Origin of the sequence: Bacillus cereus group sp. BfR-BA-01430 (assembly GCF_022663115.1) — a bacterium.
GTDB lineage: Bacteria > Bacillota > Bacilli > Bacillales > Bacillaceae_G > Bacillus_A > Bacillus_A cereus_BD.
Genome location: NZ_JAKUEW010000002.1, coordinates 48,773 through 72,106, shown reverse-complemented (window position 1 = coordinate 72,106; position 23,334 = coordinate 48,773). Strand labels below are relative to the sequence as shown.

Sequence of the window (23,334 nt, the reverse complement as noted above, 5' to 3'; positions counted from 1 at the left end):
TTTATTATGTAGCACTTTTTCTTTTCTATTCTAGTAGTAATGAATGATGGTTCTTGTTCCATAAATTACATACAAAACAAAAAGATTTTTCATGTATAATTTTTTATAAAAGGAGTGATGGAATGAAAATTTTATTACTATCTATTTTATTTATTGCTCTCTTCTACCTTTTCAAAAAAGCTCATAAAAACACAGCTGATGTTGTTATGAATAGAGTTCAAATAAATCAAAAGTACATTCACGAACAAGATTTAAAATTAAATATTCTACACCTTTCCGATATGCATCTTGAAAATATTTCTATTTCCCCATCTCAGCTTTATAACAAACTAAAAGATGAATCAATTGATTTAATTGCACTTACGGGTGATTTTCTTGACCGTAAGCGTACCATACCGAAACTTGCTCCCTATTTAGAAGTATTAAATCAATTACACGCAAAGTATGGTATATACGCCGTTTTTGGTAACCATGATTATGTGTTGCGTGAAACAGACTTACAAACATTAAAAGAAACACTCGAACAATATAACTGTAAAGTACTGCAAAATGAAAATCATATCATTTATGCTCAAGGGAAACTGATAAATATTATTGGCATTGATGACTTTAGTACGAAACGCAGTGACTTAACAGCTTCATACAAAGGGATTAAGCAAGGCGTAAATTTAGTATTAACTCATGATCCAAATGTCGTTCTTCATATGAAAGAATATCATTTTGACTATTTACTTGCTGGTCATTTCCACGGTGGGCAAATTTGTTATCCAAAGGCCTATCACCTTGTGAAAATGGGTAAGCTTGCAAGAATGAATATGATAAAAGGACTTCATACGCAAGATGGGAAACCTTTTTATATTAATGAGGGACTTGGGCAAACAGGAGTAAATATTCGAGTGGGAAGTAGACCAGAAATTACATTGCATCAACTATCAATACCAACTACAAATAAAGAACTACATGCAGTATAGACAGTCAAAGCTGTTAACAGATCTCGTTAACAGCTTGTATCTTTACTCCCCAATTAGAATATAGAATTTTATATTGCTCTACTATCTTCTTTTAGAGACTTCATGTGAGGCTTTATAAGTGTATCTTTCCAATAAACTTTCCTTTGACATAAATAAATATTGAGGAGAAGAAGATATATTATTCTTTACCATTTTTATAATCGAATTATTACCAGACAATAAACATATTGGTATAAACGCTATCCATTTAAACCATTTATAAAAAGGATTCGAAATAGAAACAAATTCAAATCCTAATCGATCCGCTCCTCGATTTAACATAGTAATGCCAATTACACCTTTAATTTTATCTGCCTTAGGATGATTTTGAATATATAACGCAAGATCTGGTAAGGACTTTTTGACGTATTGATAAATGAACTTTCCTTTTTTAATATTATTTTCAAACGACTTCATTTCATTTAGTAAACGAACATTGTGTAAATGAATTTTAATTAAAGTATCATTTTTATTGATTCGTGTACCATCTGAAAGAGTTATATTTTTTCCTTTGTAACGCGTAACCCTCACGCGCAAAATATTGTCATCACAAGTTCCCTTATGAATATAAGTTAATCGCGTAAATTTGTAATATATCGGATCGATAAAATTCCAAATCGTTAGTACATAACTTTTCATCTTGTTTTCATTTCCCTTTTTGAAATATCGATAAAACTATTTTGCATATTTTCATGAAAAATATTTAGGAAATCTTAAAATTTTAGAAACAAACCGAAGACATTACTATAAGTTGGTATCATAAATTTTTATAAAATATTGCAAGATAAATCATATGAAATAGAGCTGACAATTCTTTTTCTAATTATACTTTTACAGGGGGCAAAGAGATGAATATACTTAATTTCGCCATGTCATTATTTACTTCTGGAAGAAGACCGCCGCAAATGTTTAACTTGTTTAGAAATAGAAGAACTAATAGAGGATGGATATGGTTTTCCTTATTAGGGTTAGGAACCATTTTCGGTGTAGCTGCAACACGGAATTCAAATATAAAGAAACCGATTCAACGTTTGTTTCAAAGTGTTCAAAATACGACAAAAACGTTTACTCCAACTAAATTAAACTTGGCAAATACGGAATTCGCTAATGAAATTACACCTAATAAGCAAAAGAAACAAGATAACAAAAACTAATTATTAGCATCATTAAGACAAAACTCGTAAGTGAGATGCGAGTTTTGTCTTATTCTTAATGACTTTCTTTAAACAAATTTCGCCTCTCATATCAAAATTAAAATATTTGACAAAAAAGTTGCTTTATGCTACAATTTACATTTGATTGTTTTAGATTTATAATAAGATTCTCCTGGCCAGGAGAATCTTATTTTTTTGTTTTTAAAAAGGAGTGTGTTGAGATGAAAGAAAACGCATCCAGTATAACTTCATTAGTAGCAGCTTTTAGCAGATCGTATCATAGTCAATTTGATACACCGAAAATTTTTCATGATAATATAGCAAAAGAATTAATCTCTGAACAAGAATATAATACGATCAAAGAAAACATGGTACAAGGTATACAATTCTTCAACAAAGATATTGCACAAAAATTGAAAGGAAATACAGAAGAACTATTAAAATGGATTACCCAAGTTCAACTCTCTCCAACACCATTAGCACGTGCTGCATATTGTGAAGCAGTATTACTCCACGAAATCACATTAGGATTAACACAATATGTCATACTCGGAGCTGGATTAGACACCTTTAGCTTTCGACATCCAGAACTGGAAAACAGCTTAGAAATATTTGAAATTGATCACCCTGCTACACAAACTTTTAAAATGAAACGATTACATGAAACAGATTTGAAAATTCCTAGTAATCTTCACTTTGTTTCTATGGACTTTACAAAAAAGTTTATGTATACAAACCTAATAGCTGAAGGATTCCGTCGTACAAAAACATTCTTTAGCCTTTTAGGTGTTTCTTACTATTTAACGAAAGAAGAAATGTCCAATTTAATCAATGATCTATTTACTATCGTTCCACCGGGAAGTTCTATTGTGTTTGATTATGCAGATGAAAAACTCTTTGAAACAAAAGGAATTTCTAATAGAGTCGGAAATATGATCAAAATGGCTTCTGCGGGCGGTGAACCGATGAAATCGTGCTTTTCTTATTTTGAAATGGAGAAGATGTTAGAAAAATCTGGTTTACTCATCTATGAACATTTATCACCAACTCAAATCAATGCTCTTTATTTTCGCAATCGACAAGACTATCTATCAGCCTTTGAAACGATTCACTACATTCATGCTGTAAAACAATAAAAAGCAGCACGCCTGAAAAAGCTCGCTTCATAAGAAAAAGGAGTCCATCGCCTACTGTCATAGGTGATGGACTCCTTTCTATTCTCAACATTCCGAAAAAAAAGCATCCACTAGTTGGATGCTAACGTGATAAGGAGTTTTTTTATGAGTATTGAATAGGATATAAGCGAGTGAGCTTGTCCTACACCTTATCATATGCTTGTCCTTCTCAAAAGGTGAAAAAAGAAAGGATATCCCTCAAATTACTATGTTACTTTTCATAAATATTAATCTCTAAAACTTAGCAAATACACCTTTTTCTACTATAAAAAATATGAATACGATTAATCTGTTCACTATTTCAAAGGTTGATTGTCTTCTGTTTCAATATGCAATATTGCATATTTACTACTTTCCCCCTTTCATTCCAATCTTTTATATGAAATAATTCAAATAAAAAAATATCAGTTGTTAACAAGGATGATTTATATGAAAAACTTTCGAATAAAAATTACAAAGGCTTGCCAATCATTTTGGGGATGTTTCATATACGGTATTTTGATATTTATTATATTCTTAATGATCAATTTAACGGATACACCTTTACATGCCTTAACTTGGAGAGATTGGTTAGGCTCTATAGTAGGTGCAGGAATCTTATCTGCTGGAATGTTTACTATAAGTAAATTAAATTTAAAATAACAATTTTTTCATATTGTAACCTAATCTCTATTTCTCTTTTTACCTGGATGAAGAATTTTCTCAACATCCAATATATGGATTCACCTCGCAAATATTGTTACTATATAGTTAATCTCCATATTATTTCTCTGTCGTCTTTCTAAAAGGACTTGCGCTAGGCAGCAAGTCCTTTTAATTCATTTTGTTTTTTCTACACTAACGAATATTTCTTTCTAAGTCATACAAACGTTTAAAAGTATAGTATTCATCTCTTATCTCCTCACGAATTTTTTAAATACTATTTAAAAAATCTTCTTTTGAATAAAACTTCATATTCCGTCAATACTATACATAGGCTGTATGCCATAGCTCATTGAATGACCTCTGACTTTTTTCTTTCTCCAGTCCCCCTTGGAGATGAGCAGTTAGCTTCTGCTAGCTGCTCTTTTTCTTAGTCCACCTTTTAAAAGTAGTATATTCGAATAATTATATTGTAAATATTTGACCTAGACACTCAGCTAACTTTTGTGTATTATATTCCCGAAGAGTAAGGTAAGAGTTACTCTTTGCCATTTTGAAAAAGGTTCTGCTTGAGACAGCAGAACCTTTTTTTGTGAAGCGAAAAATATTATTATGATATATTATTTTATTATGATTTTCATACTACCTTCCGATCTCTGATGACAGTAATATAGCACTACATCATAAAGAAGTAACATCCTATGAAGAAGTTCAAATCATGTTAAAAAAACGATACAAAAATAACTATCATAACTATGGTTAATCTAACAACAATCGTTGCAATCTCAGAAGTTTGACACAGCTCTGGAAAAAGCTTATAAAGAAAAGTGGAGTTCCTGATATTCGATTCCATGATCTCAGACATACTCATGCGACATTAATGTTGAAACAAGGTATTCATCCAAAGATTGTGAGTGAACGATTAGGACATAAACGAGTAGGCATCACATTGGACACCTACTCTCATGTCGTACCAGGACTTCAAGAAAAAGCAGTGGAGGATTTTGCAAATAATCTATTCCAAAAACACTAATGTTTGCAAAATGTTTGCAAATACGAATTTTGCATAAAAATACTAGCGAATTCGTATACGATTGAAAGGAGACAAAAACATGAAAGAAATCAAGTCTGACAAGGAATTCAAAGACATTATCGCAAGTGAAGAGCCAGTAGTTGTTAAGTTCTTCACAACATGGTGCCCAGATTGCGTGCGTATGGATCATTTTATTGGGGATGTAATAGAAGAGTTCAATAAGTTTGAATGGTACGCTATTAATAAAGATGAGTTTCCAAGCATTGCAGAAGAGTATCAAGTAATGGGTATTCCAAGTTTACTTGTATATCAAAATGGTGAGAAGTTAGGTCATTTACATAGTGCAAATGCGAAAACAGAAGAACAAGTTACTGAGTTTTTAGAAGCATACTAAGATAAGAGATGCCACTGGAACATATTGTTTCAGTGGTTTTTTATTTGGATTTTTCAACAGATTTTTCCCTTATGAAACTTTGTTATCCCCTACTCAAAAAGCTATAAGGCGTCAACAATGTTTGTATAGACCCACACGACTTTCCTTTGATACTCTATTGATAGAAGGAATTTCTTGACAGAAAGGAGAGTGCTTTTTATGAATTCATGTTCGAATCAAGAAGCTGATAAAGGGGCTATTGTTAGCATTGTTGCTTACATATTTTTATCAGCAATAAAAATTATCATTAGCTATATCGCTCTATCTAGCGCATTACGTGCAGATGGTTTAAATAATTTAACAGATATCGGCGCTTCACTAGCTGTTTTAATTGGTCTTAAAATTTCGCGTAAACCTCGTGATCCTGATCATCCATATGGGCATTCTCGCGCAGAACAAATCGCTTCATTAGTAGCCTCTTTTATTATGGCATCTGTTGGATTTGAAGTTATTATTAGCGCTATTCAATCATTTTTTAATCCTCAGCAAACAGCACCTAATGTAATCGCTGCTTGGGTTGCTTTCTTTTGCGCTATCGTGATGTACGTTGTATACATGTATAATAAAAAAATTGCAAAGCGGACACAAAGTAAAGCATTAGAAGCTGCTGCCAAAGATAATTTATCAGATGCGCTTGTTAGTATTGGTACCGTCGTTGGAATTGTTGCTTCACAATTTCATATGGCCATTCTTGATCCAATTGCAGCGTTACTTGTCGGACTTATTATTTGCAAAACAGCATGGGATATTTTTACAGAAACATCCCACATGTTAACAGATGGGATTGATCCTGAAAAAATGGAAGAGTATTCTCAAGCAGTGCAACTTGTTCCAGGGGTTGAACATATTGTTGATATTCGAGCTCGTATGTATGGAAATCAAACATATGTTGATATTACAATTGAAGTAGATGCTCATATGGACGTAAGCAAAAGTCATCATATTACGGACACAATTGAAGAAATGTTACAACAGAAATTTGGAATTTTATATACTCATATTCATGTTGAGCCGATGCAAAAAGAACCTATAATACCATGATCATAAGAAAAAGGAGTCCATCACCTGCTGTATATAGATGATGGACTCCTTTTTCTTCTCAACATTCCGATAAAAATGCGTGTTCTTTTTCAAAGCAATCACTTTTTTAGCGTCTTCGATACCATAGAGTCTTTTTGTAAGAATGCTTGATGAAAGATAATACATAAAACAAGCCAACTTCCTCCTGCCGCCCACCCAGCTAATATATCGGATGGATAGTGTACGCCAAGATAGATACGGCTAATAGAAATCGAAAAGATTACGAAACAGGCTGTAAAAATAATTAACACTTTTTTATGTAGTGCAATACGATGTTCCGTAATCGTCACATAGGCGATAAACCCTAGAAATGCCGTCGCATTCATCGTATGACCACTCGGGAAACTATATCCAGTCGCTGTGACAAGTTGTGATACATCAGGTCTTGGACGCTCATACCATAGCTTAAGCATACTGTTAAGATAACGAGATCCATAATAGTTAATCATTAAAAATAACGCACTCAACAACTTTTTTCGGATGAGAAAGTACATTATGATAATAATAAGCAATGGAAAATAGACTTTTTTAGAGCCAATATAAGACATCCAAATGAAATAAGTCGTCAAATATTCATTTCGGAAACTTTGAATAAATGTTGTAATAACATCATCAAACTTCTCAATACAAGCGGTATGATACGAAAATGATAATACGACAAAACAAATGAGTAATATACAACTTAACAAGTATAAATGTCGATATCGTTTCACATACATAACCTCACAATACAAAAAATGGAGCGGTTGTTTTAGTTTCCCTCTCCATTTCTTTTTTATACATTGTTTTTATTAAGAAATATAACGACTCATTTTTTGTTGTATGCTAGAAATTTTCGAAACACGAATCTCTCGTCTCTTCTAATGCAAAGTATATGTCCTGCTTAAGCTCTTGTACATTTTCATAATATGGTTTCTTCATTTGCAACATTCTCATAATAATTTCTTTATTACCTTCCGCTAATTGTAATTCTTCATACCATGGTTTTTCTATTTTATCGTTAGACTCATAGCTAGCATATAACAAAAATAAGATAAAATGGCCTAGCGCATAAAAGTCACTGCGATATTCAACTTCGCGCATAAAAGCTTGTTCGCCTTCATAAGATCGCGCTCGTTCATCCATATCTCCTTTATATCTCGCTAATCCAAAATCAACGATACGAATTGAACTCCCATTCATTAAAATGTTAGGGATTCTTAAATCGCGATGAATGATACCTTGACTATGAATATAAGAAACAACGTCTAATATTTTATATAAGATATAAAATGCTTCTCGTTCTTCATATATATATCCATCTCGAAAAATAAAATCTTCAAAATTCTCTCCAGCCATATACTCCATGACAAAAAACGGTTGCTTCTTCCAGACAAAGTGATCATACAAGCTCGGAATCGCTGGATGTTGTAAATTCTTTAAAATTTGCTGTTCTCCTTCAAACGATTTCCTTCCTGATTCATACTTTTGCTTACTTTGTCTTAATTGTTTTAATACTTTAACCTCATGATTCTGTAAATCTATCACTCTATAGGTAAAGCCATAACTGCCCATTCCAATTACTGATTCAATCTTATAGCGCTCTATAACAATTGTATTCTTACGCAGCGGTCTATCAAACCACGCGAGTATATGTCGCCATTTCATCAACTACTGGAAAAGAAACTACGGCTTTTCCGTTTTCTTTTATAGTGCTGATGTCCATATCCGTGAGATGGACGTCTTCTGTTGTAATCGCTACTTGAATAAGAGCGTCTTCTATGACGATAGTCACTGCTTGAATAAGAGTGGTATCTACCTTTTTTCCCTAATAGAGAATCAATAATTTTTTTGAACATCCCTTCACCTCTTATAGAAAATTTTATCTTCATTATACCAATATTTTTTCATAAATTTTGTGACAACTTTGTAAAGAAGACTCATGCTGAGAAGAGTAAAAAAACGACGAGTCGATCCCGTCGTTACTTTTACTCTTCATCTCCATCAAACACTTCGTCAATCATACATTTTTCTAGTAAGTATTCAAATGTAATATCAGCAAGATCTTCAATTTCTTCTTGCTTCGGTACATACCCTCTTTCAATTAGTTGCTCATAAAAAAACTCCGCAATTTCTTCCGTGTCAATTACGACTTCAATTTCCTTCATGAGCATCACTCCTTTATTTCTGTTTTATGAAAGAATTTCAAAATTATGTATATGAAATTAGAAAAATACTTTTTCTTTTCCCCTTATTCTTTTCAGTCATATTGCTGTGAGCAAGCACATACGATGTAGTACAAGCTATTAAAAGGAGGTAATAATAATGAAATATCAATATGAAATAGAGCAAAGAAAAGAAGAGTTCATGCATGAGGACAAATGGGCAGACTCTCTTATTAAATGGCTTTTTATTTTTTTAAGTATAGTAGGCATACCTTATACAGCATACGTTTTTATCCAATTTCTCTTTATCTTCTAATCCATTATTTTTTCTCTGTTAATTTTACTAAATAATTATGAATCACATTCATCACAATTTTATACTCTTCATCTTGAAAAGTCTTATATAATAACTGATAATCATTATAAATATCTAATAATCCATCAATAATCTCTTGCTTATTTGTTTTAATACTTACTTTCTTTGAATTGTTAATGGATTTCAATTTCTCTAAGTCTAATTTATTCATTCCCGCTTTATCTTGTTTCATTTTCTTTAAAATCGCATTTGCTGTTTGGGCATTCGCAAGTAGTGTTAAATCAGATTCATCCGCTTCTAACCACTCACCATCTGTAATTCTTGATAATTCATATATCGTATCTTCCCATGCATCATTTTTATATCTCCATACTTCTGTACGAAATCCAACGATACGAAAAATATCTTGATCATACCCTGAAACTTGCACAAGGTCGCCAAATGTAAACTGATAACATAGTTCAATCCATTCTGTCTTATTTTTTTTCATATCTTGCTCTGTAACATGTTGAAGCGTTTGTTCCACATAATATCCATCGTGATTATTTATTTCATATACATATACATCGTCTAACATTCTCATATTTGTAATTTTACCAACGGTTCCATATAGCGTAATCACGACTATATCTCCGACATTATATTTAGGTTGTTTTTTTCTTGACATCTATATCTCTCCTTTTTAAAGCCGTGATTTTGATAACAGTATATGCGAACGATATAAAAACGCTTATCACATAAGCGTATATTCAAAAAATTTTTTCATAAAAAAAATACATCACTTTTTATAAAGCGATGTATTTTTACAACCATATTATGCTAGCTATCTTTCTTGTAAATACAAATCCCATGCCTTATCAAAGATAGACATACTTTCTATTAATCCACTGCATTCTAAGTATGAACTAATTTCATGATAATCTTCTGATTGCTTTGGAAAACTTAAATCATCGTAGATTGCTTCTGCCAAATCAGATATTTCATTTTTAACCAATGGTGCACGGTGTTTCATCATATAATGGTAAAATGTTTTCTTCAAAAATGTTCCCTACCTTTCTAACTTGGGTACATTATACAAGGGAGAAAAGAAAAAAACCAGCACAATGGCTGGTTAAAAATCAAAATAATTTCTCTTTAATAAACGCGGACGCCCCATTAATTCCTCATAAGTCAATTGCTTTGGCAAATCTTTTGTATAAATGAGAAACAACTGATCTTCAATTTCTTTCACAATATGATCAGATTGATATTCCATCCCACACGAAGAACAAGAAATACATGGTGTTTTTTGGATTTCAATTGCCTTTGTACCATCCGGCAACTCCCAATATACAGTATTTACACTTTCTGTTGCTTCTGTACTTTCACACCACATACAATTCATACTGCATCACCTTCAGATTTTTCATCAGCTTCTAGCTTTTCCATTTGTGCTTTATATTTTTTATCTTTAAGTTGATCACGTTTTTCACGCTTATCCTTTAAGGATGCATGCGTTTCATTCATTTCATAATCTTTTCGGCGATTCATACGCTGTAGATCATCTGGTACGAGGTTGAATTTCTTATCGCTCATTAATGCCGCTACACCAATATCAGAGCGCTTCTCTTCATATGTCGGATAAATTTCTTTAAAGTACCCTTCCGCTCTCCCTGGTACATAATTTTCTGGTTCTGGATACGTTGTAATAACCCCTTCAAAGTTACGGAGTACAACTTTATCCGCACTTTGCGAGATTAAATAGTTTGGCTGAAGTGCAATTTTACCGCCTCCGCCTGGAGCATCTACAACAAACGTTGGTACTGCATAACCAGAAGTATGTCCGCGCAGTCCTTCGATAATCTCTAAGCCTTTAGATACTGGCGCACGGAAATGACCAATTCCTTCCGATAAATCACACTGATAAATATAATATGGGCGAACTCGAATTTTCACTAAATCGTGCATCAGTTTTTTCATAATTGGGACGCTATCGTTAATTCCTGCTAAAATAACCGCTTGGTTCCCAACTGGAACGCCTGCATTTGCAAGCATTTCACATGCTAATTTAGACTCTTCTGTAATTTCAATAGAAGTATTAAAATGTGTATTGAGCCATACTGGGTGATATTTTTTCATAATATTACATAGATTTTCTGTAATACGTTGCGGGAATACAACTGGCGCCCTTGTTCCGATACGAATAATTTCCACATGCGGAATTGCTCGTAAATTCTTTAATACATATTCTAAAATTTTATCATTAATCAGGAGCCCATCGCCGCCAGAAATTAAAACGTCTCGTACTTGCGGTGTTTCACGAATATAAGCTATTGCTTCATCTAATTGTTTTTTTGGTACGCCCATGCCAATTTGTCCACTAAAGCGGCGGCGTGTACAATAACGACAATACATGGAGCATTGATTTGTTACAAGAAACAAGACGCGATCTGGATAGCGATGTGTTAAACCAGGAACTGGTGAATCTTCATCTTCATGTAGTGGATCTTCTAAATCATACTTTGTTTTATATAATTCTTCCGAAATCGGTACAGACTGCATTCGAATCGGACAGCGCGGATCATCGGGATTCATAAGCCAAGCATAGTACGGTGTAATATTTAACGGAATCGTTTTTGTTGAAATTTTAACACCTTCTTCTTCTTCTGGTGTTAAATTTATGACTTTCTTTAAATCATCTAACGTTTTAATCGTATTCGTTAATTGCCAAATCCAATCATTCCATTGTTCTTCTGTCACGTCTTTCCATAATTCAATTTCTTTCCAATGACGATTTGGTTTATATACATCGTGTAACATTGCTATTCCCCCTTTTTTTACGCTCACTTTTTATATAAGCAATAATTATGCCAACTTCACAAATTTGATAAGCGACATTATAAAGTTCCTTATTATATATAGGAAAAATCGTTTTTTACGTGTAGATACCATAATAACTCACTATGATTCTTGTTACTTTTTGTATATGTAAACGCTCTTTTATTGGTGCAAACACATAAAAAACGCCGATTATTCGGCGTTTTTTTTATATTTATTTAACTTATACTGCAAAGTTTGTCTTGGAATACTCAGTAATTTAGCCGCTTGTAATATATTCCCCTCCGTTTCTATTAGAGCTCGATGAATCAATTCCTTTTCTATTTGAGACAGCGCCTCGCGTAAAGGCAATATCTTTTTCTTCTCCTGTCTATTTTCTTTCTGAAATATTCGGGGTAAACAACAAACTGTTAGCGAATGCCCTTCTGCAATAATTACAGCATGTTCAATCGTATGCTTTAGTTCTCTTACATTTCCTGGCCAATGATACGATAATAATCTCTCTTTTGCATCATCGTTAATCTCAAATACATCTTTTTTATATTCCTTGTTATACTGTTTTAAAAAATAAGATGCCAGTAGTAAAACATCTTCTATTCGCTCACGAAGTGGCGGAATATAGAGAGAAAATACATTCAATCTATAATATAAATCCGTACGAATCTTATTTTCACGCAAACAGACTTCTGGAGGCTGATTCATTGCAGTAATGACACGTACATCTACTTTTCTTGTCTTATTATCACCTATTCGACGTATGACCCCGTCTTCTAAAACGCGAAGCATTTTTGCTTGCAGATCAAGGGGCATCGAGTTTAACTCATCTAAAAATAATGTCCCTCCATCTGCAAGCTCAAATAACCCCGCACGCTCAATAGCTCCCGTATAACTACCTTTCGTCGTTCCAAATAATAAACTTTCTAATAGTGATTCTGGGAGCGCCGCACAATTTTGTGCAATAAACGGTTTATTTTTTCTTTTTGAAGCTTCATGAATTGCCTGGACAAATAATTCTTTTCCTGTTCCTGTTTCGCCGTATATTAAAACATTTGCATCTGTTGGGGCTACCTTTTGCGCTAACTCTTTCGTTTGACGAAAACGAGTATCATTCGTCACGATTGTATTAAATGCAATATGTTTTTTCGTTATTTTTCGTTTAGAAGAACGCTTCATTTTTGACTGTAAATCAACAATTGTATCTGTTAATTTTTGAATCGTTGTATAATCCTTTGCAATCTCAACCGCTCCAGCAATACTTCCTTCTATGAAAATAGGTAAAGTCGTATTAACAGTACATACATCCTCACCTTTTAAATTTTGATAACGCTGCACTTGATGGACGATAGGCTTTTTTGTATGTAAAACTTTCATAAGTGTACTCGTTTCCCGAGATAACGATGGAAATGCCTCTAATAAATGCTTTCCTAGTACATTCTCAATTTTTGAACCATCATGCTTCGCTGCAACCTCATTATAAAAAATGGTAATTCCATTTTCATCTACAGCATGAATTGCTTCATCAATACTGCTCAAAATCGCTTCAATGACTTCTTGTGTAGAAACAGCTAGCAATGTCATCCCTCCTCTTGCCAACAATTCAGCATATTACATGCCGAATTGTCGGCACCCCTATGTGCGATTATAAGCATTGTGATTTCATTCTATTGTTTCTTCTCCACATTCGTTATTTGTTTAATCATTCATACTGAATAAAGTGAAACTTTCATCAGTATGAATAACTTTTACGAATTTGTCGTTTATGGGCAAGCTCTGCTCCCACGTATTTCCCACCGAATCGTACTACCTATCAATAATTGGATAAATCTTTTACCCATACATTCATATCTTCTAATTTATCGAAAATATAACAATTGTTAGCAAGTCTGCCTGTATACGTATAGCCTAACTGATGAAAAGCCGCATTCATTCCAAATGAAAGCGAGCGGGCAATTGTATAAGAACAAAAGATTGCTCGATCTCGCAGTTCTTCTTCTAATTGAACAAGTAAGCTTTTCATAAAACCATGTTTTCGATACTCAGGTAAAGTCGCGCAATTTGTTAGTTCTGCATTCCCTTCTTTCACATTCATCTCTGCAGAAGCAGTGCTAACAATTTTCCCTTCTAATTCATATACATAATAAATGGTATCTTCTTTCATTGTTTGTTTCACATAGTCCACTTGATTTAATGGTGTTGGATAAATTTCAAAAACTCTTCCGAATACATTTGCTAACTGTTCTGCATCATCTTCTGTAGCCTTCCGCAATGTAAATGGATTCGGAACTTGTTTATCTATTCCCTTTTTTTCTCTCACACCATTTAAAATTTGATCTTCATTTTCCCATTCGATACTATTTCTTCTTTCATCCTGCAAATACTTCACCAAAAAATAAGCATCGTGACCTTGAAAATAATGAGGAATTGTTGCTTCTAATAAAAAGCCAAAAGAGAGCCACGCCGAAACATGCTCTCCCTTTCCTTTTATAATACATTTAGTGAAAGCATGCTTCTTGGCCAATTCTTCAACTGTTTGTCTTACATATTCTACATTGCCTGTGTAATGATCAACTCGCACTCGCTTGTTAAAATAGTCCAATACTCCTTCTACAGTATAATACTTTGTCTGTTCTTTAAATGATTCATAATAGTTCATCGTTTCACCTCACACCAATCTAATAATGTACATGCAATGATTTTTGCAGCGGCAATCATTTTATCTACTTCAATGTATTCATTTGGATAATGCGCTACCTTCGTTTCTCCTGGACCAAATATAATCGTCGGTATATCTGCAATTTGAGTAAATAATCCGCCATCTGTTCCCCATGGCGATGCTTCTATAATCGGATTTTCCCCTTCAATTTGCACGAAATTATCTTGAAGTGTTGTAATGAGCTCATGTTTCTCATCTAATTCACCTGGCACCCATCTCGCTCCAAACCATTCTACTTCTACAGGATGATCTTTAAACCATACATCCTTATCCTGTAATTGTTGAATCCAAGTTTCAAATTCTTCTTTTGCCGCCTCTATAGTCTCATTCGGCGCAATTCCACATCTTCCTTCTAATATTAAGGAATCTGGTACAGAACTCGGCCAACTTCCTCCTTCAATTTTCCCTATATTAATCGGAATTGGGATGGGAATTTCCTTATAAAGCGGGTCTGTCATTCGGTCATTTCTCTTTTGTTCTAATTCTTTTACATGCTCCACTACAATCATACTTTTTTCAATTGCGCTGATTCCTTCATAACGAGTCCCACCATGTGCAGCTTTCCCTTTCACATGCAGTCGAAACCACATAGATCCTTGCTGTTTTGGAAAGAACTTCATATTTGTTGGTTCTGGAATAATGACCCCGTCCGCTTTATATCCTCTTAAAATAGCTGCTAAACTTCCTGCACCACCGCTCTCCTCTTCTATTACGCTTTGAAAATAAATATCTCCTTTTAATACAATTTCATTCTTAATAATTGCTTCCATCGCAAGTATTAAAGCAATATTCCCTCCCTTCATATCCGTCGTTCCACGACCATATATACGGTTTCCAATTCTTTCCCCACTATAAGGGGGATGATCCCACTGGTTCACATCTCCCTCTGGTACAACGTCAATATGTCCATTTAAAATCATGGATTTTCCGCCGCCACTTCCTTTTAAAGTAGCTACAATATTAGGACTATCTGAAAAATTTGTTCTTGGGGACACAAAATAAGGATGATCTTTCATTTTTGTAAAAGACGGCTCCCAAATGTCAAGGTCTAATCCTAATTCACGCAACTTTTCAATTATGATTGCTTGCGCTCCACTTTCGTTTCCAGACACACTCTTTTCTTGGATCAATCGTTTTAATAGTTTCGCACTATCTTCTTCATGATTTTCAATATAATCACATAATTGTTTTTTCAAATCTTCCATATATCCCGCTCCCTTCATTCAATTACAAGCAATTTAGAACTTACATGGAAAGCCGCTTCCGTATGCTCCCTCACATCTTCTACTGTATAAGGGCTCATCAATTCTTGAAGTACTAATCCTTTAGAAGTGACTTCCATCACAGCCATATCGGTAATAATGACATCCACGCATTTTTTTGATGTTAAAGGCAATGTACATTCAGATACAATCTTTGCATTCCCATACTTATCGACATGGTTCATTACAACAACGACTCGCTTTGCTTTTTGTGCTAGGTCCATTGCTCCGCCAATACCTGGAACACGCTTTCCTGGTACAATCCAATTGGCTAAATCCCCATTTCCGCTCACTTGCAGTGATCCTAGAATTGTTAAATCTAATAAACCTTTGCGAATCATACCAAATGCGGTGCAGCTATCGAAGTAACTTGCCCCTTGAATAATCGACGTCGGCAGTCCCGCTGCATTGCATAAATTTGCATCTTCCTCCCCTTTATTAGGTGTTGGTCCCATACCGATAATTCCATTTTCAGCATGGAACATAACGTGTATATCTTCCCGTAAATGATTGGGAACAAGTGAAGGAATACCAATTCCTAAGTTGACAATCATGCCATTTTGAATTTCTTGCGCAGCCCGCTTTGCGATTTTATCTCTTACATCTATTCCCATGCCCATTTCCAATTCACCCCTTCCGATGGAACAATATAATCTATGAAAGCACCTGGAACTACAATTTCTTCCGGATGTAAGGCACCAAGCGGTACAATTTCTTCCGCTTCTACAATTGTAATATCCCCCGCCATCGCAACATGTGGATTCATATTACGCGCACTTTTGTCAAAAACAATGTTTCCAAATGGATCTGCTTTTTTCGCATACACAATCGCTATTTCAGCTGTAAGAGCCGTTTCAACTAAAAACGTTTTTCCATTTAATTCAACTGTTCGTTTCCCTTCCTCAACCATCGTATCAACACCAACATCAACAAGAATGCCGCCAAGACCTACGCCGCCTGCTCGAATGCGCTCTGCTAATGTTCCTTGAGGTGAAAATTCAATTTGTAACTTTCCTTCGTTTAATTGTCTCCCTGCATTCGGATTTGAACCGATATGAGAAGTGATTAACGATTTTACTCTTTCTCTTGTTATAAGACGACCAATCCCCACATCTGGGAACCCTGTATCGTTTCCAATTACATGTAAGTTTGTAATTCCTTTCTCCACAATTGCTTGTATAAGAGATGGAGGGGATCCGATTCCACCAAATCCCCCAAACATTAATGTCATATCATCATGAAATAACGAAATGACTTCATCTATTTCTTTCAACTTTCCGAATGTATTTGTCACCATTTTCATGCGATACTATGCCCTCCTCTTTGCATCATTTCCTCTACACTCTTAGCAAAAATACTAAGTAGCTCATCTAGCTCAGAATATGTAGTAGTCATTGGTGGTGCAACAAGCAATGCGCTATCTTCTTTTCCCGCTTGCCCTGAAACAGCTTGATATAAAAGGAGGCCGTTTTTAGCTGCCACTGAAATGAGCTCCGACGCTTTTGTAAACGGTTGCAATTCGATTCCAATTAGGAATCCTTTCCCCCGCACATCTGCAATAATAGTCGATTGCTGCTGAATTTTTTGTAATCCCTTTATTAAATATTCTCCTTTTTCCGCTGTTTTTTCGGGCAAATTATGTTTTTCCATATATTCGATAACCGCTAAAGCAGTTGCTGCTGATAATGGATTTGCGCTTAATGTATGACCGCTCATTACTGATCGAGACCCTCTTAAAATCGGATCCATAACACGATCACTTATAACCGTCGCTGCCATTGGTGTATAACCAGCTCCGAGCCCTTTTCCAAGCGTCATAATATCAGGCTCCACACCCCAATGCTCCATTGCAAACCACGCTCCTGTTCGCCCAAGCCCTGTCATAACCTCATCCGCAATAAATAAAATATCATAATGCGTACAAATATCTTTAATCACTTTATAATATTCTTTTGGGGGAACAACCGCTCCACCGGCAGCACCAATAATCGGTTCCGCTATAAAAGCTGCAATATGTTCCGCACCAATTCGCTCAATCGCTCGTTCTAATTCCGTTGCGCAGGCAAGCTGACAAGTTGGATATACTTTTTGTAACGGACACCGAAAGCAATATGGAGCTGATACGGTTGGATAATCTTCCAAAATAGATACAAATCGTTGTCTTCTCAATGGATGCCCAGACATAGATAAAGCTCCCATCGTAATTCCGTGGTAGCTCATCCATCTTGATAAAATTTTATGTTTACCATGAATACCACGTTCTTGAAAATGTTGAATTGCAATTTTCATAGCTGTCTCGTTTGCTTCTGTACCACTATTTACAAAAAAACTCCAATTCAAGTCTCCTATACTTAAATCACTTAGTTTTTTTGCTAACTTTTCTGCTGGTTCACTTGTAAACTGTGACCGATAGACAAAAGCAATCTCCTCTGCCTGTTTTTTTATTACTTCAGCAATCTCCGTTACGCCATGTCCGATACCAGCCGTAATAGCTCCCGAGGAACCATCAAAATACTTATTTCCATTTTGATCGTACAAATATACTCCTTTTCCATGAGAAATCATTGGATACGGCTGACCAACAAGTGGCTTAATTAAGTAATCGCGCATAGCGCTCCCCCATTTCTCCAATTTGTATATATATATGAAGAAAATTGACGTTTCTTTCATAAAAAAGAATCCCCCGCAAAAGCAGTGAATAGATAAAAAATACTTATAAACTATAGAAATAGGCCTTGTAAATCGAAACAATATTCAGAATTAAAGCTTTTTAAATTCCCTCTCCTTCGATGATAAAATCATGCTCCCCCCAATCCGATTAAAAATTTCCTACAACATCAGCTACTCTATTCAAATTGCCGATATTGTGTAAACTTCGACGAAACTCCCGTTCATTTCCTTCCTATTTGCATAGTTTACATCTCATACTTTTAAACAAAATTAGACAAATTTCTTATAAATCTAAACATTTTCTTCTCTTAAGAAATATGCAATGCTTTTCTTTCATAAAAAAAGAACCGATTAACGACAGTAACCAGTTCAGTATGACGCTCTTTATCCATGATTAGCGCACCCAACAAGCTCCAATGATGATTAATAAAATAAACAACACAACTAACAACGCAAATCCATAACCTGTACCGTACCCTCCGTAGCCACAATAACTACCTGGATATCCATACCCCCACATATTTTCCCTCCTTTTTCCATATTTATATTGCACTATTACATTATGTAGGACAACTATCCTTTCGTATGTGTATTTGCCTAGAAATCCAAAAATCCATATGTATAATCTCTTTTGAAAGCAAGTTTCTTGCATAACTTCTTTTTACTGACGCATATAGTTGTAATAATGACAAAGGAGGAATATCCATGACGCAATCTGAATTTGAAAAATATGGACAAGAAGCAATTTGCTATGAACAACTGGCACGGTACTATCAATATATAAATCCTAAAAAATATATCGAGCTATCCATGAAGTATCATCATGCGGTAAAGCAACTTGTACAGGCATACGAAAGGCGTGAATCACAAGAGGCAACGTTACCATCTTATATGAGGATCTTTCATGCCTCACCGCATACAGCCCCTGTTGATATTTTAATAAATGGACAAAAAGTAATTAAAAATATCACTTTTCAACAATTCAGCCCTTATTTCTCCTTCATGCAAGGGCAATATAGGCTTGATATTGTTCCTCTAGATAATGAAACCCCAATTTTTTCAGCACTTATCCCGATGCTAGGAAATCATTCCTATACACTTGCAATACTTGATAAAGATTCGCATATTCAACTACAACCAATGCTAGATAATACACATTTGCCATCTGGTCAAGCTAAAATACGATTCGCACACTTCTCACCTGACACTTCAGTTGTAAATGTATCCTTAAAGAACGGCGATCATCTATTTGAAAACGTACTCTTTAAACAAGTAACAGATTATTTACAAGTAAGCCCTGGTACAGCTGATATCGAAATTTCACTTGTTGATACAAAGAAAAATCTTGTAACGATTCCAAACGTAAAAATCGAACCAAATACGATTTATACAATTTCCCTTGTAGGTTACACTACAAAATCGCCAAATGTTACTACTGTTACTCTTACAAATTAAAAAAATCTACGCCATATTATGGTGTAGATTTTTCATCTTATTTTTGAAATGTAATATGAAATTCTGTCCACTCAGAGTTTGATTGACATGTAATCGTCCCATTATGCTTTTCAACAATTTGTTTACATACAAATAAACCAATACCAGTTCCTAATTTTTTTGTTGTAACAAACGGTTCGAAAATCGTTTCAATATTCTCTGCTGGAATTATTGGACCATTATTTTTTATTACAATATGAATCATTTCTTCATCTTCACATGTATCGATAATAATTTTACGATTTTCATTCATTGCTTCTAAAGCATCAATCGAGTTCATTAAAATATTTAAAAAAACTTGCCTCACTTCACTTCGATATCCTACAAATGGAATCGGGTAAGGTAAGTTTTTTTCAATTGAAACATTTGCATTTACTAAACTTGGATATAAGAAATGAATAATATCATGAAACAAATCGTTTAGCCAAAATCGTTCCGATTCATTCCACATTTCCTTTTTAGAAACAAGTAAAAATTGCGAAATACGAAAGTTTAACTGATCTAGTTCATGAGAAATAATATCTAAATACGATAAATTAGGATGTTCTGATTTCAGCAGTTTCACAAAACCCATTATGGAAGTTAACGGATTCCGGAATTCGTGAACAAAGCTAGCAGACATTTGCCCTAAAATAGTTAATCTTTCTTTATGTGTTTCATTTATATATTGCTGTTTTTCCTCTAAATTTCTTGATATGATTTCCGAGTATTTTAAAACAGTATAATAAATTAATCTGTCAAAACAAGTATGTATTTTTGTCATAATTGGTTTTAGCTCGCAAGCTTTCACATCTAACTCACACATCGCTTCAAATAGTTCGTTTCTTCCGACATTTGCGTTATAGACAAAATCGCCAATATTTGCGTCCGCCCCTGCACGTTCAATCGCAATTTTCTCACATAACGGCTGTAAATAAGCAATATCCTTATCTTCCATAATAAGTTTAATAATGAATTCTAATAAGCGTTCTCCATTTCGCTCTACCTCTTGCTTAAACGGATCTTTGTCGGAAATTATCGTTTTGTTTTTCCAGTTCTCTACGAATTGATGCCTATTGTCTTTCAAATACGAACAAAATACTTCTTTAATATCCTCCTTACCGATTGGAAAAACCCCCATTTCCTCCATTTCCATGCGACGATACCCTGTATATTTTGAATAGTATCACAAAAAACAAATTTCGTTAAGAGATTATTGTCACATTTTGTTAATTTCTGTTGATAAAATTCATTTTATTTTTATCGTCCGTTATACCCTTTGATAAGTGCTAGATAATTTCCTTCTATTTGTGTCAAATTTCACATATATATCATGATTTTTTTTGCATCCTTTCCGATTCTTGCGTACAATAAACATGGAAAGGTGTGAAAAATATGGTAAATAAAAATGTGGAAGATTATCTCCAAGAAGGCATTTATGGCCAAAAGCAAAATAAACCAGAAGAACGTAATATGTATTTAGGTACATTGCGCGAACGTGTAGAGATTGCTTTAACCATCGGTCAAGTAATGCGAAGCACCATTTATTCAGAAGTAACCAAAAGTATGAATTCTTCTCAGAATCTGCATCTATTTGTAAATGGAAGCATTGCTTACCCACATTTATCAAAATACATTAAATTAGCAAACGAAAAAAACGTTCCCTTCACTATTGTTCAAAATAAGGGAACACATACACCAATTGGCTTAGTTGTAGCGCATCATACTGCTGTAGATAAAAGTCAAATTTACGTTGAAGATGACATTTTCAAACAAGAAATGCCCTCATAACGAAGGAAAAGGTACACTTTAAAGAGTGTACCTTTTATGATCTACTCATCCATTCCATTTACGAACTAATTTGTTCTTGCAGCGATATAGAAGAGTCCGTTTCAGACATAACAATTGGCGCGGGTTGTTTCGTTACTTCTATTTGCTTAATATAATGGCCATCTAATTCTTTAATACAGAACCTATATCCTTCGATTCTCACGATATCTCCTTCTTCAATTCCAAGGTTTTTCGTTAAAATCCAAGCGCCAATCGTATCAATTCCATCGTCATGAATTGTTAAACCAAGTAGCGCATTCACTTCACTAACAAGTACTTTTCCTTCTAAAATTGTTTTCGTTTCGCTGACACATTGAATTTCCGGTTGTTCATCTATATCAAATTCATCTTGAATTTCCCCAACAATTTCTTCCAATATATCTTCAACTGTTACAAGCCCTGATGTACCTCCATATTCATCAATTAACACCGCAATATGCGTACGCTCCCGTTGCATTTTTAAAAACAAATCACGAATTGGAATAGATTCGATAACAAGAATAATCGATCTCATATATGTTCCTACTGTTTCAGCATGATCAGCACCACGTTCCACATAATCTGTGAAAATATCTTTAAAATTAACAAATCCAATAACATGATCCTTATCTCCGTCAACTACAGGATATCTTGTATATTTTTCTTTTGACATTTTTCGCAATGCTTCTTTTGTCGGCATATCCTTATCTAAAATATACATTTCCGTACGCGGGACCATAATTTCTTTTGCAATCCGGTCATCAAATTCAAAAATTTTATTCACATATTTAAATTCTGATTGATTAATCTCTCCATTTTTGTAACTTTCTGAAACTAATAATTTCAGTTCTTCTTCTGAATGTACATCTTCACGCTCTTTTACCTTCGATAAACCAAACATTCTTGCTATATATTGAGCGGATCCATTTAGTAGCCATATAAATGGGAATGTAAGGCGATAAAAGAAAATGAGCGGCCTTGCTATAAACAAGCTAATTTGCTCTGCCTTTTGAATTGCAAATGTCTTTGGTGCCAATTCCCCAATAACTACATGGAAGAAAGTAATGAACATAAACACTAGAATTACAGCTAAAAATTCCGCAAGTTGAACAGGTACTTTCAAACTAGCAAATAGTTGATCAAACGTGTGCTTTAGTGCTGGTTTTCCTAACCATCCTATTCCAAGTGCTGTAACTGTAATCCCTAATTGGCAAGCTGATAAATACTCGTCTAAGTTTGTAATGACTGTTTTTACTGACTTTGCGCGCCTATTGCCCTCAGCAATTAAGTAATCGATGCGCGATCCTCTCACTTTCACAATTGCAAATTCTGTTGCAACGAAAAATGCAGTTAAGACAATTAAAACAATCAACATACTTATCCTAAATATGTCCAAATATGTTTCCTTACTTACACTGTAAGCAAGGAAGCCACCTCCTACTTCAAATTATTCAAGCGAAATATCCAATTTGAATCTGGCAAAATTCTACATTAGCAATCACCTTTTTATATATTATATGCATACATAAAAAAAGATATTTATATTTATGATAATCTAAAAATCTTGTTCCCGTCAATTTACAACACGGAGAAGTTGAAAATG

Annotated in this window: 27 protein-coding genes and 1 pseudogene; 10 read left to right on the top strand and 18 right to left on the bottom strand. The window is 34.3% G+C overall.

Going from position 1 to position 23,334, the window contains the following annotated elements; translation table 11 throughout:
* Positions 1–122: 122 nt before the first annotated feature.
* Positions 123–971, top strand: a complete 849-nt coding sequence (locus MR058_RS04750; RefSeq protein ID WP_242142892.1) for a metallophosphoesterase — start codon at positions 123–125, stop codon at positions 969–971.
* Positions 972–1,052: 81 nt separating this feature from the next.
* Here the strand turns inward: MR058_RS04750 and MR058_RS04745 are convergent, their stop codons facing one another.
* A complete protein-coding gene (locus MR058_RS04745; RefSeq protein ID WP_242142891.1) occupies positions 1,053–1,649 on the bottom strand; it encodes a YkoP family protein in 597 nt (198 codons plus the stop codon).
* Positions 1,650–1,858: 209 nt separating this feature from the next.
* On the opposite strand from MR058_RS04745, the gene MR058_RS04740 reads away from it, so the two are divergent.
* The 6 genes and pseudogenes from MR058_RS04740 (at position 1,859) to MR058_RS04715 (ending at position 6,488) form a co-directional block, all read left to right on the top strand.
* Entirely contained in the window at positions 1,859–2,164 is a 306-nt protein-coding gene (locus MR058_RS04740; protein ID WP_242142890.1) for a hypothetical protein, read from the top strand.
* A 221-nt stretch (positions 2,165–2,385) separates the two neighbouring features.
* Positions 2,386–3,300 (top strand): class I SAM-dependent methyltransferase, encoded by a 915-nt coding sequence (locus MR058_RS04735; RefSeq protein ID WP_242142889.1) that lies wholly within the window; start codon positions 2,386–2,388, stop codon positions 3,298–3,300.
* A 468-nt stretch (positions 3,301–3,768) separates the two neighbouring features.
* Positions 3,769–3,981 (top strand): hypothetical protein, encoded by a 213-nt coding sequence (locus MR058_RS04730; RefSeq protein ID WP_242142888.1) that lies wholly within the window; start codon positions 3,769–3,771, stop codon positions 3,979–3,981.
* 766 nt (positions 3,982–4,747) lie between these two features.
* Positions 4,748–5,014 (top strand): annotated as a pseudogene (locus tag MR058_RS04725) (site-specific integrase); the annotation flags it as partial.
* A gap of 79 nt (positions 5,015–5,093) precedes the next feature.
* Positions 5,094–5,408, top strand: a complete 315-nt coding sequence (locus MR058_RS04720; protein ID WP_242142887.1) for a thioredoxin family protein — start codon at positions 5,094–5,096, stop codon at positions 5,406–5,408.
* A gap of 198 nt (positions 5,409–5,606) precedes the next feature.
* Positions 5,607–6,488 carry a cation diffusion facilitator family transporter gene (locus tag MR058_RS04715; RefSeq protein WP_242142886.1) on the top strand — a complete coding sequence of 294 codons (882 nt, stop codon included), beginning with the start codon at positions 5,607–5,609 and terminating at the stop codon, positions 6,486–6,488.
* A gap of 98 nt (positions 6,489–6,586) precedes the next feature.
* On the opposite strand, the gene MR058_RS04710 is transcribed toward MR058_RS04715, so the two are convergent.
* The 4 genes from MR058_RS04710 to MR058_RS04695 all read right to left on the bottom strand — a co-directional run bounded on the left by MR058_RS04710 (position 6,587) and on the right by MR058_RS04695 (position 8,674).
* A complete protein-coding gene (locus MR058_RS04710) occupies positions 6,587–7,240 on the bottom strand; it encodes a phosphatase PAP2 family protein (protein ID WP_313949159.1) in 654 nt (217 codons plus the stop codon).
* Between the two features lie 112 nt (positions 7,241–7,352).
* Positions 7,353–8,174, bottom strand: coding sequence for a serine/threonine protein kinase (locus MR058_RS04705; RefSeq protein WP_242142884.1), 822 nt, complete (start codon positions 8,172–8,174; stop codon positions 7,353–7,355).
* The gene (locus tag MR058_RS04700; protein ID WP_012094186.1) at positions 8,174–8,365 is read right to left on the bottom strand and encodes a hypothetical protein; all 192 of its coding nucleotides are present in this window, start codon (positions 8,363–8,365) and stop codon (positions 8,174–8,176) included. The genes MR058_RS04705 and MR058_RS04700 overlap by 1 nt, the downstream gene beginning before the upstream one ends.
* A gap of 129 nt (positions 8,366–8,494) precedes the next feature.
* Entirely contained in the window at positions 8,495–8,674 is a 180-nt protein-coding gene (locus MR058_RS04695; protein WP_012094184.1) for a YozD family protein, read from the bottom strand.
* 157 nt (positions 8,675–8,831) lie between these two features.
* On the opposite strand from MR058_RS04695, the gene MR058_RS04690 reads away from it, so the two are divergent.
* On the top strand, positions 8,832–8,987 hold the full coding sequence (locus MR058_RS04690; RefSeq protein ID WP_242142883.1) for a DUF3930 family protein: 156 nt from the start codon (positions 8,832–8,834) through the stop codon (positions 8,985–8,987).
* A 4-nt stretch (positions 8,988–8,991) separates the two neighbouring features.
* On the opposite strand, the gene MR058_RS04685 is transcribed toward MR058_RS04690, so the two are convergent.
* The 11 genes from MR058_RS04685 to MR058_RS04635 all read right to left on the bottom strand — a co-directional run bounded on the left by MR058_RS04685 (position 8,992) and on the right by MR058_RS04635 (position 18,969).
* Complete coding sequence (locus MR058_RS04685) at positions 8,992–9,654, bottom strand: hypothetical protein (RefSeq protein ID WP_242142882.1); 663 nt, start codon at positions 9,652–9,654, stop codon at positions 8,992–8,994.
* Between the two features lie 156 nt (positions 9,655–9,810).
* Entirely contained in the window at positions 9,811–10,026 is a 216-nt protein-coding gene (locus MR058_RS04680) for a YozE family protein (RefSeq protein ID WP_012094179.1), read from the bottom strand.
* 72 nt (positions 10,027–10,098) lie between these two features.
* Positions 10,099–10,371 carry a YokU family protein gene (locus MR058_RS04675; protein ID WP_242142881.1) on the bottom strand — a complete coding sequence of 91 codons (273 nt, stop codon included), beginning with the start codon at positions 10,369–10,371 and terminating at the stop codon, positions 10,099–10,101.
* Positions 10,368–11,786 (bottom strand): lysine 2,3-aminomutase, encoded by a 1,419-nt coding sequence (gene kamA, locus MR058_RS04670; protein ID WP_242142880.1) that lies wholly within the window; start codon positions 11,784–11,786, stop codon positions 10,368–10,370. The genes MR058_RS04675 and kamA overlap by 4 nt, the downstream gene beginning before the upstream one ends.
* A gap of 210 nt (positions 11,787–11,996) precedes the next feature.
* The gene (locus MR058_RS04665; RefSeq protein WP_242143493.1) at positions 11,997–13,382 is read right to left on the bottom strand and encodes a sigma-54 interaction domain-containing protein; all 1,386 of its coding nucleotides are present in this window, start codon (positions 13,380–13,382) and stop codon (positions 11,997–11,999) included.
* Positions 13,383–13,611: 229 nt separating this feature from the next.
* On the bottom strand, positions 13,612–14,457 hold the full coding sequence (gene ablB, locus MR058_RS04660; protein ID WP_242142879.1) for a putative beta-lysine N-acetyltransferase: 846 nt from the start codon (positions 14,455–14,457) through the stop codon (positions 13,612–13,614).
* A complete protein-coding gene (locus MR058_RS04655) occupies positions 14,454–15,722 on the bottom strand; it encodes a peptidase (RefSeq protein ID WP_242142878.1) in 1,269 nt (422 codons plus the stop codon). Before MR058_RS04655 ends, ablB begins: the two co-directional genes overlap by 4 nt.
* 14 nt (positions 15,723–15,736) lie before the next feature.
* Positions 15,737–16,399 carry a CoA transferase subunit B gene (locus tag MR058_RS04650; RefSeq protein ID WP_242142877.1) on the bottom strand — a complete coding sequence of 221 codons (663 nt, stop codon included), beginning with the start codon at positions 16,397–16,399 and terminating at the stop codon, positions 15,737–15,739.
* Positions 16,384–17,082 carry a CoA transferase subunit A gene (locus tag MR058_RS04645; RefSeq protein ID WP_242142876.1) on the bottom strand — a complete coding sequence of 233 codons (699 nt, stop codon included), beginning with the start codon at positions 17,080–17,082 and terminating at the stop codon, positions 16,384–16,386. Before MR058_RS04645 ends, MR058_RS04650 begins: the two co-directional genes overlap by 16 nt.
* Positions 17,079–18,389, bottom strand: coding sequence for an aspartate aminotransferase family protein (locus tag MR058_RS04640; RefSeq protein ID WP_242142875.1), 1,311 nt, complete (start codon positions 18,387–18,389; stop codon positions 17,079–17,081). The genes MR058_RS04645 and MR058_RS04640 overlap by 4 nt, the downstream gene beginning before the upstream one ends.
* A 454-nt stretch (positions 18,390–18,843) precedes the next feature.
* On the bottom strand, positions 18,844–18,969 hold the full coding sequence (locus MR058_RS04635; RefSeq protein WP_242142874.1) for a YjcZ family sporulation protein: 126 nt from the start codon (positions 18,967–18,969) through the stop codon (positions 18,844–18,846).
* Positions 18,970–19,154: 185 nt separating this feature from the next.
* On the opposite strand from MR058_RS04635, the gene MR058_RS04630 reads away from it, so the two are divergent.
* Complete coding sequence (locus MR058_RS04630) at positions 19,155–19,904, top strand: DUF4397 domain-containing protein (protein ID WP_242142873.1); 750 nt, start codon at positions 19,155–19,157, stop codon at positions 19,902–19,904.
* 37 nt (positions 19,905–19,941) lie between these two features.
* Here the strand turns inward: MR058_RS04630 and MR058_RS04625 are convergent, their stop codons facing one another.
* A complete protein-coding gene (locus MR058_RS04625; RefSeq protein WP_396021420.1) occupies positions 19,942–21,078 on the bottom strand; it encodes a BA2291 family sporulation histidine kinase in 1,137 nt (378 codons plus the stop codon).
* A 239-nt stretch (positions 21,079–21,317) separates the two neighbouring features.
* On the opposite strand from MR058_RS04625, the gene MR058_RS04620 reads away from it, so the two are divergent.
* Positions 21,318–21,713, top strand: coding sequence for a YueI family protein (locus MR058_RS04620; RefSeq protein ID WP_242142872.1), 396 nt, complete (start codon positions 21,318–21,320; stop codon positions 21,711–21,713).
* A 58-nt stretch (positions 21,714–21,771) separates the two neighbouring features.
* Here the strand turns inward: MR058_RS04620 and MR058_RS04615 are convergent, their stop codons facing one another.
* Positions 21,772–23,106 carry a hemolysin family protein gene (locus tag MR058_RS04615; protein WP_242142871.1) on the bottom strand — a complete coding sequence of 445 codons (1,335 nt, stop codon included), beginning with the start codon at positions 23,104–23,106 and terminating at the stop codon, positions 21,772–21,774.
* Between the last annotated feature and the right edge of the window lie 228 nt (positions 23,107–23,334).

What these genes read in the sequence shown, in the direction of transcription:
- MR058_RS04630 (WP_242142873.1), top strand. Translation starts at nt 19,155, where the DNA reads ATGACGCAATCTGAATTTGAAAAATATGGACAAGAAGCAATTTGCTAT.
- MR058_RS04730 (WP_242142888.1), top strand. Translation starts at nt 3,769, where the DNA reads ATGAAAAACTTTCGAATAAAAATTACAAAGGCTTGCCAATCATTTTGG.
- MR058_RS04690 (WP_242142883.1), top strand. Translation starts at nt 8,832, where the DNA reads ATGAAATATCAATATGAAATAGAGCAAAGAAAAGAAGAGTTCATGCAT.
- kamA (WP_242142880.1), bottom strand. Translation starts at nt 11,786, where the DNA reads ATGTTACACGATGTATATAAACCAAATCGTCATTGGAAAGAAATTGAA.
- MR058_RS04615 (WP_242142871.1), bottom strand. Translation starts at nt 23,106, where the DNA reads ATGTTGATTGTTTTAATTGTCTTAACTGCATTTTTCGTTGCAACAGAA.
- MR058_RS04640 (WP_242142875.1), bottom strand. Translation starts at nt 18,389, where the DNA reads ATGCGCGATTACTTAATTAAGCCACTTGTTGGTCAGCCGTATCCAATG.
- MR058_RS04645 (WP_242142876.1), bottom strand. Translation starts at nt 17,082, where the DNA reads ATGAAAATGGTGACAAATACATTCGGAAAGTTGAAAGAAATAGATGAA.
- MR058_RS04735 (WP_242142889.1), top strand. Translation starts at nt 2,386, where the DNA reads ATGAAAGAAAACGCATCCAGTATAACTTCATTAGTAGCAGCTTTTAGC.
- MR058_RS04695 (WP_012094184.1), bottom strand. Translation starts at nt 8,674, where the DNA reads ATGAAGGAAATTGAAGTCGTAATTGACACGGAAGAAATTGCGGAGTTT.
- MR058_RS04675 (WP_242142881.1), bottom strand. Translation starts at nt 10,371, where the DNA reads ATGAATTGTATGTGGTGTGAAAGTACAGAAGCAACAGAAAGTGTAAAT.
- ablB (WP_242142879.1), bottom strand. Translation starts at nt 14,457, where the DNA reads ATGAACTATTATGAATCATTTAAAGAACAGACAAAGTATTATACTGTA.
- MR058_RS04650 (WP_242142877.1), bottom strand. Translation starts at nt 16,399, where the DNA reads ATGGGCATGGGAATAGATGTAAGAGATAAAATCGCAAAGCGGGCTGCG.
- MR058_RS04655 (WP_242142878.1), bottom strand. Translation starts at nt 15,722, where the DNA reads ATGGAAGATTTGAAAAAACAATTATGTGATTATATTGAAAATCATGAA.
- MR058_RS04715 (WP_242142886.1), top strand. Translation starts at nt 5,607, where the DNA reads ATGAATTCATGTTCGAATCAAGAAGCTGATAAAGGGGCTATTGTTAGC.
- MR058_RS04635 (WP_242142874.1), bottom strand. Translation starts at nt 18,969, where the DNA reads ATGTGGGGGTATGGATATCCAGGTAGTTATTGTGGCTACGGAGGGTAC.
- MR058_RS04700 (WP_012094186.1), bottom strand. Translation starts at nt 8,365, where the DNA reads ATGTTCAAAAAAATTATTGATTCTCTATTAGGGAAAAAAGGTAGATAC.
- MR058_RS04720 (WP_242142887.1), top strand. Translation starts at nt 5,094, where the DNA reads ATGAAAGAAATCAAGTCTGACAAGGAATTCAAAGACATTATCGCAAGT.
- MR058_RS04705 (WP_242142884.1), bottom strand. Translation starts at nt 8,174, where the DNA reads ATGAAATGGCGACATATACTCGCGTGGTTTGATAGACCGCTGCGTAAG.
- MR058_RS04750 (WP_242142892.1), top strand. Translation starts at nt 123, where the DNA reads ATGAAAATTTTATTACTATCTATTTTATTTATTGCTCTCTTCTACCTT.
- MR058_RS04665 (WP_242143493.1), bottom strand. Translation starts at nt 13,382, where the DNA reads ATGACATTGCTAGCTGTTTCTACACAAGAAGTCATTGAAGCGATTTTG.
- MR058_RS04625 (WP_396021420.1), bottom strand. Translation starts at nt 21,078, where the DNA reads ATGGAAATGGAGGAAATGGGGGTTTTTCCAATCGGTAAGGAGGATATT.
- MR058_RS04620 (WP_242142872.1), top strand. Translation starts at nt 21,318, where the DNA reads ATGGTAAATAAAAATGTGGAAGATTATCTCCAAGAAGGCATTTATGGC.
- MR058_RS04740 (WP_242142890.1), top strand. Translation starts at nt 1,859, where the DNA reads ATGAATATACTTAATTTCGCCATGTCATTATTTACTTCTGGAAGAAGA.
- MR058_RS04745 (WP_242142891.1), bottom strand. Translation starts at nt 1,649, where the DNA reads ATGAAAAGTTATGTACTAACGATTTGGAATTTTATCGATCCGATATAT.
- MR058_RS04685 (WP_242142882.1), bottom strand. Translation starts at nt 9,654, where the DNA reads ATGTCAAGAAAAAAACAACCTAAATATAATGTCGGAGATATAGTCGTG.